Genomic DNA, 11,843 nt, shown 5'->3' with positions numbered 1-11,843 from the left:
AGAATGTTCGGCGGCTTCGCTTCTTCTCTAGAGGCAAAGAACGCCTCAAGGTCAGAAGCTCCATCCACCTCACATTCTGAACGAGCCACTTTCGCTTTTTGTATAATCCAGCTACAGTGGCTAGAATCTGTTGGCCATTTCACTCCCTCGGACGAAGCAAAAAGCGCTTCTCTGTCGGGAGTCCCAATGTCCAAAGATTCTAAGCGAGCCACTTTCGCTTTTTAGTAACATTTGTTACAATAGTAAAAATAGAGGAGGGACGTTATATGCCAAAAGGTTCAGGTAAGGTTATTGCACAAAATAAAAAAGCTTTTCATGATTATTTCATCGAAGAAACATACGAAGCAGGGCTTGTCCTTCAAGGAACGGAAATTAAGTCGATTCGCGCTGGACGCGTGAACTTGAAAGATGCGTTTGCACGTGTACATAATGGTGAAGTATGGGTTCATAATATGCATATTAGTACGTACGAGCAAGGAAATCGTTTCAACCACGATCCGCTTCGTACGAGAAAGTTACTTCTGCATAAAAAAGAAATTGAGAAGTTAGCTGGTGCTTCAAAAGAAACAGGATATGCACTAGTTCCAGTTAGAATCTATTTAAAAAATGGATTTGCGAAAATGGCACTTGGTTTAGCAAAAGGTAAGAAACAATACGATAAACGTCACGATTTAAAAGAGAAAGAAGCTAAACGTGAAATTGCACGCGCGTTCCGTGATCGCCAAAAGATGTAATACAGATATTTACATTTGTAAAACGGCGCGCGTATGTTATAATAACTTATGTAAGGTTGTTGCACATTGAAAAACAGCTCTTAGTAGCTATCACGAAATTTTCTTCGTATGCTCCATTTTTATCATGGGGACGTTACGGATTCGACAGGGATAGTTCGAGCTTAGGTTGCGAGTCGAGGGGATCGGCCTCGTTAAAACGTCAAAGCCTATAATTGGCAAACAAAACAATCTTTCTTTAGCTGCTTAATTGCACTAAAGGTTCCTCCCTCCATCGTCCATGTGGTAGGGTAAGGGACTCAAACTAAGTGGACTACGCCGGAGTTCGCCGTCTGAGGACAAAGGAAGAGAATAACCAGACTAGCAACTTGGAAGCCTGTCGATAGGCCGAAGAGTTCGCGAAACGCTAATATATCGACTACACTCGTAGAAGCTTAAGTGCCGATATTTTTGGACGTGGGTTCGACTCCCACCGTCTCCACCAATACATATTTGGTGGTTTTTTATTTTTGTATGATATGAACCATAAGTTTGCCGGAATGGCAAGCTTATGGTTCTTTTTATTTGCGGCAAACTTATACTTCTAATATGCACACAACAAAAAAAGATAGCTCAATAGGCCATCATTAGTAGGTTATATAATTATCGTTATTGGAAGTTCTATGGATTACTCTTCATTTAAGGTTTTAGAATTAGATGGGCATATTATATATAGAATCCTTAATGTAAATCCCCTCATAGTTTTCTGAATATTATGGGAGGATGTAAATACTGTGAACACTGTATATTTAGTGTTTAATTGATCTTATAATAAAAAAAGCGCGCTAAATTGAATTGAAAGGTGCAAAAACATGATTACAAATCAACAATTAGTAATAAATAATTTAGAAGAAAAATTAAAAGTATTTACTCATACAGTTAGTGGAGAACTTATAACAGAAGAAGATTTCGTCATAGCAAATACAGGAATTCCTACTGATACATTCAATGTAGTAGTGCCGAAATCTCCAAGTATCAAAAATGCAGCTAAGATTAGACATGGCATTGATGATTTTTCTCATGAAAAATATCCCTTTAGTATTTGGATTGATGCTCAGTATTTAACCGAGGATTGGACAAAACTTATGCAAGAATATGACCTAAAAGAAGCAGAACGTAATGTAATGATGAAACTTGAAAATACTCTTAATGTTGGTCAAAGAATTTCCGATCAACTTATGATTACTAATGTAAAAAATAATGAAGAACTTTTAAAATATATAGATGTATTCATGAGCTTATTTGAGGGTACACGAGAAAAAGACGCATTAGAAAGTTATTTTAATAAGTTTTCTCAAGTGAAATTAGGTTCAGAAGTTCAAATGTTTATTGGATGCATAGATGAAATGCCTGTAACTACGGGTTTATTAATAGAAAGCAAAGATAGTTATGGTATTTATGATGTGATGACAAAAGAAACATTTAGAGGTAAAGGAATTGGCAGTGAAATGTTTCAATTTCTTCTAAATCAAACAACGGATAAACAAAAACCAGTTGTATTACAAGCTTCAGATGATGGAAAAAATATCTATAAGAGATTTGGATTTATAGATGTGGGAGAAATGGTTGTATTTGAATAGGGAGTTTTCTTATTAAGCTAAAGGTGTGTTTTGATCAATCTTTGTTCAAAACACGCTTTTTCTTTTTGTTTGTTTATCAAGGTTATTCCTCTTAATAATTCCTTAGCGTATAAAATTTGCGTTATGTTGTCGAGATCGCAAACATAACATGTGGACTGTATATCATATTCACGCTCGGTTAACATAACGTCCTATTATAAGAAGTTCTTCTCACCAACAATCCACGGCTTATTAACATGCTGTGAAGCATCCTCTTCACCTATATAAGCAGTTTCTTATTCATCCCGTTATATCAGTGGCTATAAGCTATCAGTTTCTTTATTTCCTATACTATATATGTATAAAATTCCGCATAAGCTAACGGCAAGCTTATGCGTTAATAATTAACTCACGGCAAAGTTATGCTTCCATTTTCTTTGGATAATCAGTTGAATATCTTCTAAAATAAGTGAATTCCGGCAAGTTTATGCTTCCAATTGCGGCAAACTTATAGGTAAAGTGACATTTTGTATGATATGAACCATAATCTTGCCAGGTTGGTGAGGTTATGGTTCTTTTTGTTTGCGGCAAATTTATGATTCCAAAAATAAAGGGAGTATCTCTTGTTAAGTAAGAGATACTCCCTTTATTTGTTTTAATAATTATTTTACACCTAATTTTTCTTTTGTTTTTGCAGGTAAATCTGATTTTTGTACTTCTTCATAAGATTTAACCTCTGTGTTTGGTATATCTGTTTTCTTTTCGTCCTCTTGTTTAATGTAAAGGCGTAAAAATGCATTTTCTTTCATTTTTTCATTATTTGGTTTTTCGCTAGTGAAAGTAACTTTCTTTTCGTCTCCATCTTCATTATAAGTAGGTAAAGTATAGACGCGTCTATTATCTTTAATCTCACCTTCACCTTGAATTTGAACGTAGTATTCTTCTGTGCCAATTTTACTTGGGGAAGATATATCACATCCTACCGTAAAGCTAGCGAATAAGGCGAAAGCAGCGCATGAAGCAAGTAATTTTTTCATATGAAAACTCCTCTATAAGTTATTTGTGTATTTAAATTGGACTATAACTAGTTATTAGTTTACAAGGGATGAATATTTGCAAACATCGATGTATCTAACTGGAAACTTACATTTTTGTAAGGAATCCTTATTTTGAAATCTATCTATATAAAAAGTGATTTTTAGTCATCTTGAATGATTTTAAATTTAAAGTAGTAATGAAGATATATTATATGAAAAGTTGTTGAGCGATTTTAATAACAGTAGCAACACCAGATAGTAAAATAAAACCGCCTAAGCAAGAAACAGTAACAATTTGGTTGAATAATAAGTTTTGGTTTTCTTTCATAAGGATTCGCTCCTTTAATTAATTTAGTAATGTATGATTGCAATGAATTTATATATTACATGAAAAGTTGTTGAGCGATTTTAGTAATAGCCGCAACACCAGATAGTAAAATAAAACCGCCTAAGCAAGAAACAGTAACAATTTGGTTGAATAATAAGTCTTGGTTTTCTTTCATGAGAATTCGCTCCTTTAAGTGATTTGATAATTTATAATTGCAATGAATTTATATATTACATGAAAAGTTGTTGAGCGATTTTAGTAATAGCCGCAACACCAGATAGTAAAACGAAGCCGCCTAAGCAAGAAACAGTAACGATTTGGTTGAATAATAAGTCTCGGTTTTCTTTCATGAGAATTCGCTCCTTTAAAAGTGTTTTTATTGTTGATTGATTATCTACTTTTAGTTTATATAAAATGTAAGATTGAAAACATCGAAGTAACTAACGATTGGCTTACAGTATTGTAAGGAATCTTACAGAAGTATGAAAAAAGGCTATTCTATTGAAAGAATAGCCAAAGCTGAAGTAGATGTTGTTATGGAGTTCTCTCATCTACTTCTACTTATCTCCATTAATTTTGAATGTCTAAATTAATTTTCGTTTTGATTATGTAATGCAAAAAAATCCCTTGAGAAAACGATGTAATTAGTATTATGATAAGTTGAATATGAAAAAACGTTGAAGAGGTAGTTGTAGTTGATAGAAATAAATTCCAATTATTTGCAACTACATTAGAACTAGAAGTATGCAATTGAATACAAGTTGCAATTTATCTTAAACCTTAAGGATTAATACAACTAGTTATCCAAGTACTTATTCAAATGGTTGAGACATATTTATTTCAAGGTACAATGGACTTTACAGAATAGAAAGGTATTTTCAATGAAAACAAATAAAATCCTTACAAATGCATCTTATTTATTTGTAAGTAACATCATCGTTCGCTTTGCACTTGCTGGTGCTACCATTATGTTCGCTAAATATTTTTCAAAAGACGACTATGGCACCTTAATCGTTGCATTAGCTGTTTCAGCAGTTGTTTGTTATTTTACAGATGCCGGTTTAACACATACCTTTATGCGTGAAGGGACAAGACAAGGAGCTAATATTAGCACACTCATAAGTAGTTATTTACGTGTAAGATTGGTATTAGCTGTTGTAATTTCTATTTCCTTCATCATTTTTGCACAATTTTTCTATACGGATCCTTATTTACGTTCCACAGTTTATGTAGTTGTACTGCCGACAATGTTTGGTGCAACTTTACAAGGAGTTGGGATGGCTTATTTCCAAGTAACGGAACGTATGCAATTTACGGCTGTTATTTCTGTTCTACAAGGATTGACAGCCGCCGCCGCCCTTCTATTAGGAATGATCTTTCAGTGGGATATAATGCTAGTTGCGGCTATGTATGGAGCATCTAGTCTTATTACAGGATTTATAGCATTTATAATGGTCATTCGTTATACGACTATCCATAAAGGTTGGGACAAGAAAATTTTAAACCAGCTTTTGGTTTTCACAATAAATGGTATTATCATTATGTTACTACCTCAATTAGGACCAATTATATTGGAAAAGGTTGCTTCAAGAAGCGATATTGCAGATTTTGGGGTGGCTTCACGAATACCGTCAGTACTTTATCAAATACCAGGTGTTGTTGCAGCTGCATTTTATCCAAAGCTATTTGCATTTGGAAATGAAAAAAAGCTTGATGAGCATAGGAAACTATCACATTTTGAATTAAAACTTATGTCTTTCTTAGGAATGGGAATTGCTATTCCATTTATTGCTGATCCAGGATTTTGGATTGTAGCCATATTAGGTGAAAAATATGTATCAGCAAGTGGTGCCTTAGCTATTTTAGCTTTTATGGTTATTTTGCAATCCATCAACTATCCACTTGCTGATAATTTAACAACAATTGGACAACAATGGAAACGAACAACAACAATGGCAATTGGCCTAATTGTAGCTATTATTAGTTATATAGTATTAGGAAGCAAGTTTGGAATGATAGGTACCGCGGTAGCATCTATATTAACAGAAGGAACCTTATTACTAGGATTTACTCTATTTGTTCATAAGGGTTTCCAATTATTGTTTAAAGGGATCATATTCAACGTCTTAGCATTTGTAATTAGTTACGGTATTTATTGTACCGTATTAATCAATTTACCATCGCTAGTATCTTTAATACTTACTGGCTTAATATTTGGGATTATTGGCCTTATAATTGATCCGCAAATACGCCTATTAGTTGTAGGGTTTTTAAATGAAAAATTACTTTGTAATAACAAACTTTCCAAATACCTCAATAAACTTCTTAAGAGGTAGCACGAAGTGCATATCTAGATAAGATAAGTTTGTACCCATATAGAAAAAACGCTATTCTTTCTGTAAAATCATAGGAAAGGATAGCGTTTTTGTATGTCTATTTCTGTAACAGGTGAATTACAACTATTCGCTCAAGAGATTCAAAGGTTTTTATCTTCAAATACATTACGAATCTTGCTAAAAAGATTTGCTTTGTGTAACGAACCAGTAAGTATCAGACAAAATATTTAGTATTTTTATGTGTATGGGTTAGTCAAAATGTTGCTAAAACTTCTTGAGTAAGTTAAAGGATCTTGTAATTTGAAGCGTTCCCCACAATAAAAAGGCAGGAACATATCAAATATGTTCCTGCCCTTGATTTTATTGAGTTTAACATCTATGGTCTAAATATAAAATGATTTGTTTTTTTCCTGGGTTATAGGCAGAAAATTTTCTGATTGGTTTATTGAAGAAAATTATAGGGAATTTCTTAGTAGTTGTTTCACATTCTGTAATAAAATAGATCCTTCAGATTATTCGTATTATTTGTTGAAATTTAAAATAGAACCAAGTACATATATTAGTGTAGCAGGTAAGTGAATTAATATGGGATATAAAAAAGCTGATGACAGCACGTCACCAGCTTTTTTTATTATCTTTCTTTCGGAAGTACAATCCCTTTATATAATTGAACTGTAATTAAGTAATAAACTGTATAGATCACTGCGAAAATTGCCAATGGAATCCAAATGCGGAAGTATGGATCAACCACAATGATGGAGAACAGATTCATACCAACAATTACATGGGAGATACCAATAGTAGCTGGGAATAAAAATACTAACAATAACTCCTTATAGATTGATCTTGCTAATAGCTCACGACGTACTCCTATTTTACGTAACATTTGATAGCGCTTCGTATCTTTCGTTGCACCAGATAGAATTTTAAACATTAAGCAACTTGCCATCATAGCTAAGAAAGCAATTCCTAAGAAGAAGCCCATAAAGACTGTACCACTTGTGAAATTGTACATGAATTCGTAAAAGCTATATTTACTATTCAACTGATCCGTAGTTATATCTTTATATTTTGCTAATTGTAATTGATCAAGTTCTTTCCATTCTTTCTTATACGCTGCATAATCATTAGTTTTTCCGATTACAACATATTGTTCTACTGTCTTTATTTGATTGTACATCTTTTGGTCTACAATTTTTATATGTTGTTGTTTGTATAAGTATTCAGGCTGTATTTCTTTGAATGCATTCTTCCATTCTTCCGAAAGAGTAGGACCGTCAATTGTATCGTTTTGACCTTTCTTTACAATTGCTCCAACAGGAAGTTCACTTGCAGTTTTTTCTACTTTACCGATTTTCTTTTTCTCAAATCCAATTTGAACGAGAGGTCGATTCTTTTCTAAGTCTTCTTTCAAGTAGTAAACAAATTGCTGATCTACTTTGTAGCGATAGTCTGCTTGTTCTTCGAATTTGATCTTTTTTAATATTTTTTTCTCATCTGCTGTTGGGTTATGAACTGCTACATCATATAGTTTAGTAATATCGGTAGCGAGGCTAATATTATTTTTAAAAGCCATTCCGCCAGCAATTGCTCCAACTGCAAGGGCAATTAACATTGCTACAGTTGCTAATACTTTCGTTAAATCATTCACTCGGAAGGTTAATTGAGCAAAAGTAAAAGAGTTTAATCCTTTTTCATTTAATGGCTTAATTTTTTTCAGTAATTTCATAGTTAGCGGTAATAAAGAGATGAAAATAAGATATGTTCCTAATGTCGTTGCTACTGTAGCGATAGGAAATCCAGCAAATGATAAAGTTTCTATGTTTATTAATGCTGCATATCCAATTGCTAATGAACCAGCACCAATTACTGATACAAAGAAAGTTTTGATTCCTTTTACTGAAGGTTTGTCTGTTTTCATCTCAGAATGAACGAGTTGTAATATTGTAATGCGAGATAGTTTTGCTGTATTCATAATGGCAGCTATGAGAAACAGAATGAAGAAAAATATTACTGTTATACGAATAGATGGAATATAAAGAGCATGGTATCCATCGGAAGTAAAATCTAACTCTTTCATAAGGAGTTGTCCAATTCCTTTAGAAAGTCCGATACCGATTCCAATCCCAATAATAAGTGAGCTGATACCGATAGCTAAAGTCTCTATAAACATGAGCATTGTAATTTTATATTTTTTTGCACCTAACATCATATACATACCGAATTCTTTTTGCCTTAATGAAAGTAAAAATGAATTCGCATATAAGATGTAGAAGAAGGTGATAGTCGCTAATAAAAACGAACCTATTTGAAAGATGATTCCAATAGTGCTCACCATTGCATTTGCTTTAATAAATGAATCATTCGTCGCTAGTGTTTGGAACATATAAAAGATAGAAATGGACATAACAAGTCCAATTAATAAGACAATGTAATCTCTTATTTTACTTTTTAGTCCTGACATGGAAAGTTTGAGTAACATGTTGTAAATTCCTTTCTTATGCTTTTTGTGTGCCTAAATCAGCAAGTACATTTAAAATTTCTTTATAGAACATTTCGCGGTTTGTTGTACGATGTAGTTCTCTATATAGCTCACCATCTTGAATGAACAAAATGCGCTGGCAGTAACTTGCGCTAAATGGATCATGAGTAACCATCATAATTGAAACATTTTGTTCTTCATTAAGGCTTTTCATTGCATCTAAAAGGCTAGTTGCATTTTTAGAATCAAGTGCTCCTGTTGGTTCATCTCCTAAAATAATTGCTGGCTCATGAACGAGTGCGCGTGCAGCAGCGGAACGTTGTTTTTGTCCACCAGATACTTCTGAAGGATACTTTTTTAGAATTGCTGAAATTCCTAACATCTCTGCTACTTTCGTTACCTTTGGTCCAATTTTTCGAGAAGGAACACCCTGCAGGGAAAGTGGCAATGCAATATTTTCATAGATTGATAAATTTTCTAAAAGGTTAAAGTCTTGAAAAATAAATCCTAATTTTTTAGAACGGAAATCAGAGAGTGCACCTTGCCTCATTTTTGTAATATCAGTTCCAGCAATTTCAACTTTGCCGTCTGTTGCATGATCTAATGTAGAAATTACATTTAATAATGTTGTTTTTCCTGAACCAGATGGTCCCATAATTCCTACAAATTCACCTTCTCGAATTGAAAAGGATAAACCTTTTAAGGCGTATGACTGATTTTCACCTTTTTTACCATATACTTTCTGAACATTTTTTACGTCTACAACAGGTCTTTGCATTTTTATATCCTCCTATATGTTATCTCTTGCTATTATTTTTTTCGGATAGGCATTAAGTTCCAATAAGTTAAGCAGCGCCAAATCCATTCTACAGGTCCAAAATTGAAATATTTTAACCAAACGTTGCTAAGCCAGATTTGTAGAATCCATGTTAGGAAACAAACACTTACCATAGCGATTGCTGGTGAAAATACGTTTAGAGTTAGTGGTAAAATGAACATTCCAATAAAGGTCTGTCCTAAATAATTACTCATTCCCATTCTCCCGTAAGCTTGTAATGGTTTTAATACAGTGCTTCCTACTGTACTTTTCAACAAAGCTACAAGGATTAAAATATAAGTTATTGTGAGAAATGGCTGTAAAATGTTTAGTAGTATAAAAGATAGCTTTGCACTTGGTGTTAGCATTTGTATAGTAATTCCAATTATAGAAACACCGCTAAACATAATAATGAGCCATTTATGAAGATTTGGACGTTGCTTCAATTTTGTTAGAACATCCAACTTCATTAGTGAATACCCTTCTATAAAATAGATTAAAAATGAAGTTATCATAGTTAATATTTGAAGAGCATCAAGAAATGGCGGTATGTTCGACTTTAACTGAAATATATAATCGTAATATACTATACTTACGATTATGCCTATTACATGTAAGCTTAAAGAAATTACTAACAATAACCGGCTAGGAACTTTATGAAGACTTAATAATAGTAACCCGACAATGGCGTAAGAGATTAAAACATCTCCTCCCCAAATGCTAGCGTGTAATAGACCGATTAATGCCAGTATGATCATACGACGTATATAAATAAAATATGGTTGCCCCTTTGCTTTCACCCGGGCCAAGAATAGGGCTGATCCAGCACCAAATAGTAGAGAGAAAATGGCATAAAACTTGCCGGTTACTAAAATGTTAACCCATTTGTTATCTGGTAAATTAGTATTAGATACACCAACTTCGTTAAAAAACATAGATATATTCACTAAGAAAATGCCAATTAAGGCAAAACCTCGTATGACATCTAAATCAACAATTCGATTCTTTTGAGGTAAACTTTGTTTTATTGCATTCATAATTCATACATCCTTTCTATGATGATTTTTAGTACATGTATTGCTTGATTAACTATTGTTAGTTTACAAGTGATTAAAAGTTGCAAACATCGATGTATCTAACTGGAATCTTACATTTTTGTAAGGAACCTTCATGTAGATATTTTTTATGTGCATAAAAAGACTCTAAGGAATTACTGGTAAGTAGTAATTCTTTAGAGTCTTTTTGATGAGGAATAAGTTAACTTGAAAATCAAATAAATTGAATGAAAAAACAAATAAAACTGAAAATGGCATAAAAAGAAAAATTTGTTATAATAGCGAATGTTGTATATTTTGGAGGTGAAGAACTTGGGTGCTTATTTATTCCCGATTAAGACGGCGATCATTACATTTCCAATCGCTGGTTTTATTTTATTAATTCCTTTTTTAATTTGGCAGTATCGCAAGCATGGGTATATTAATTATTTACGTATGTTTGTTTTGTACTCTTTATTATTATTTTCAATGGCGGCCTATTATTTAATTATTTTACCGTTTCCGGCAACGTTTGATACGTGTAGTATGCAACGTCCAGGAACACAGCATTATCAAATAACACCTTTTACTTCAATCATGGACATCTTAAGAGAAACAAAGGTGAATTTTGCGAATCCAATGTCATACATTGGAATTTTGAAAGAGCGTGCATTTTTACAGGTGGCATTTAACTTTCTTTTATTGTTACCATTAGGCGTTTATTTACGATATTATTTCCGTCGTAATCTGTTACAAACTGTTATTATTACATTTTTTGTTTCTTTATTCTTTGAAGTTACACAATTATCTGGATTCTATGGATTATATAATTGTCCATATCGTTTATTTGATGTTGATGATTTATTCTTAAATACGCTTGGTGGATTTGCTGGATATATGATTGCACCAATATTTACTTATTTCCTACCAGATGTACATGCGATGGATGAAAAAGTTGATTTTGAAAATAAGCCAGTTCGTATGACACGACGTTTCCTTGCTCTTTGGATGGATTGGTTTGTTATTGGGATTGTGACTTCTTTAATATTCAATGTGAAAGTTTCCATAGCATTTATATTTAACCCTGCTGAAAAATTGGACGAGCTTTTACTTGGCTTCGTTTGGATATTCGTTTATTTTATTGTTGTTCCTTATTTCACAAATGGGAAAACAATTGGGAAATGGATTCTTCATTTTAGAGTAAAAGGGCAAGGAGAGAGAATTACTTTCATTGAATTATGTAAACGCTATGGCCTGTTATATTACGGGATTGGTGGTATCAATTATATTTTAATTGCTTCTAGAATATTGAATGAGCAATTAGAGATAATTTTCCTTTTATTATTCTTTATTTTCAATGGTTTAATTTTATTGCATTTTGTATTGCATATTTTCAAACGAGATAAGCGTTTATTCTATGAGAAAATGAGTAAAACGTATAATGTGATAACTTTTAAAAAGAACAAATAAATAAAAAAAG

The 11,843-nt window shown here is 32.8% G+C and carries 9 protein-coding genes, 1 other RNA gene and 1 pseudogene; 6 read left to right on the top strand and 5 right to left on the bottom strand.

Features of this window, described 5'->3' with window-relative positions:
- Positions 1 to 266: 266 nt before the first annotated feature.
- The 3 genes from smpB (at position 267) to MR147_RS21970 (ending at position 2,350) form a co-directional block, all read left to right on the top strand.
- A complete protein-coding gene (gene smpB / locus MR147_RS21980) occupies positions 267 to 734 on the top strand; it encodes an SsrA-binding protein (RefSeq protein WP_001123905.1) in 468 nt (155 codons plus the stop codon).
- Positions 735 to 860: 126 nt separating this feature from the next.
- Positions 861 to 1,215: a transfer-messenger RNA gene (gene ssrA, locus MR147_RS21975) on the top strand.
- 367 nt (positions 1,216 to 1,582) lie between these two features.
- Positions 1,583 to 2,350 (top strand): GNAT family N-acetyltransferase, encoded by a 768-nt coding sequence (locus MR147_RS21970; protein WP_242304748.1) that lies wholly within the window; start codon positions 1,583 to 1,585, stop codon positions 2,348 to 2,350.
- A 641-nt stretch (positions 2,351 to 2,991) separates the two neighbouring features.
- Here MR147_RS21970 and MR147_RS21965 read toward each other — a convergent pair.
- Both MR147_RS21965 and MR147_RS21960 read right to left on the bottom strand, forming a co-directional pair.
- Complete coding sequence (locus MR147_RS21965; RefSeq protein WP_242304747.1) at positions 2,992 to 3,366, bottom strand: YxeA family protein; 375 nt, start codon at positions 3,364 to 3,366, stop codon at positions 2,992 to 2,994.
- Between the two features lie 208 nt (positions 3,367 to 3,574).
- On the bottom strand, positions 3,575 to 3,694 hold the full coding sequence (locus MR147_RS21960) for a DUF4027 family protein (RefSeq protein ID WP_242304746.1): 120 nt from the start codon (positions 3,692 to 3,694) through the stop codon (positions 3,575 to 3,577).
- Positions 3,695 to 4,575: 881 nt separating this feature from the next.
- Between MR147_RS21960 and MR147_RS21955 the strand changes: the two genes are divergently transcribed.
- Both MR147_RS21955 and MR147_RS21950 read left to right on the top strand, forming a co-directional pair.
- Positions 4,576 to 6,030, top strand: coding sequence for an oligosaccharide flippase family protein (locus MR147_RS21955; RefSeq protein WP_074608734.1), 1,455 nt, complete (start codon positions 4,576 to 4,578; stop codon positions 6,028 to 6,030).
- Positions 6,031 to 6,123: 93 nt separating this feature from the next.
- A pseudogene (locus tag MR147_RS21950) lies at positions 6,124 to 6,305 on the top strand (IS4 family transposase); the annotation flags it as partial.
- A 356-nt stretch (positions 6,306 to 6,661) separates the two neighbouring features.
- On the opposite strand, the gene MR147_RS21945 reads toward MR147_RS21950, so the two are convergent.
- Genes MR147_RS21945 through MR147_RS21935 form a run of 3 tightly spaced genes read right to left on the bottom strand, consistent with a single transcriptional unit; the run spans position 6,662 to position 10,366 of the window.
- Positions 6,662 to 8,512 (bottom strand): FtsX-like permease family protein, encoded by a 1,851-nt coding sequence (locus tag MR147_RS21945; RefSeq protein WP_242304745.1) that lies wholly within the window; start codon positions 8,510 to 8,512, stop codon positions 6,662 to 6,664.
- A 16-nt stretch (positions 8,513 to 8,528) separates the two neighbouring features.
- Positions 8,529 to 9,290, bottom strand: a complete 762-nt coding sequence (locus MR147_RS21940) for an ABC transporter ATP-binding protein (RefSeq protein ID WP_242304744.1) — start codon at positions 9,288 to 9,290, stop codon at positions 8,529 to 8,531.
- Between the two features lie 32 nt (positions 9,291 to 9,322).
- The gene (locus MR147_RS21935) at positions 9,323 to 10,366 is read right to left on the bottom strand and encodes a DUF418 domain-containing protein (RefSeq protein WP_242304743.1); all 1,044 of its coding nucleotides are present in this window, start codon (positions 10,364 to 10,366) and stop codon (positions 9,323 to 9,325) included.
- 330 nt (positions 10,367 to 10,696) lie between these two features.
- On the opposite strand from MR147_RS21935, the gene MR147_RS21930 reads away from it, so the two are divergent.
- A complete protein-coding gene (locus MR147_RS21930) occupies positions 10,697 to 11,833 on the top strand; it encodes a VanZ family protein (RefSeq protein WP_242304742.1) in 1,137 nt (378 codons plus the stop codon).
- Positions 11,834 to 11,843: the final 10 nt, after the last annotated feature.

The sequence above is a fragment of the Bacillus cereus group sp. BfR-BA-01350 genome, assembly GCF_022663775.1.
Taxonomy (GTDB): Bacteria; Bacillota; Bacilli; order Bacillales; family Bacillaceae_G; genus Bacillus_A; species Bacillus_A paranthracis.
Note: the sequence above shows the minus strand (reverse complement) of the source record. Positions and strands in the feature narration are given on the sequence as shown.

Bases quoted from the DNA above. Each gene is read 5' to 3' on its own strand.
- smpB (WP_001123905.1), top strand. From the start codon at position 267: ATGCCAAAAGGTTCAGGTAAGGTTATTGCACAAAATAAAAAAGCTTTT.
- MR147_RS21970 (WP_242304748.1), top strand. From the start codon at position 1,583: ATGATTACAAATCAACAATTAGTAATAAATAATTTAGAAGAAAAATTA.
- MR147_RS21965 (WP_242304747.1), bottom strand. From the start codon at position 3,366: ATGAAAAAATTACTTGCTTCATGCGCTGCTTTCGCCTTATTCGCTAGC.
- MR147_RS21960 (WP_242304746.1), bottom strand. From the start codon at position 3,694: ATGAAAGAAAACCAAAACTTATTATTCAACCAAATTGTTACTGTTTCT.
- MR147_RS21955 (WP_074608734.1), top strand. From the start codon at position 4,576: ATGAAAACAAATAAAATCCTTACAAATGCATCTTATTTATTTGTAAGT.
- MR147_RS21945 (WP_242304745.1), bottom strand. From the start codon at position 8,512: ATGTTACTCAAACTTTCCATGTCAGGACTAAAAAGTAAAATAAGAGAT.
- MR147_RS21940 (WP_242304744.1), bottom strand. From the start codon at position 9,290: ATGCAAAGACCTGTTGTAGACGTAAAAAATGTTCAGAAAGTATATGGT.
- MR147_RS21935 (WP_242304743.1), bottom strand. From the start codon at position 10,366: ATGAATGCAATAAAACAAAGTTTACCTCAAAAGAATCGAATTGTTGAT.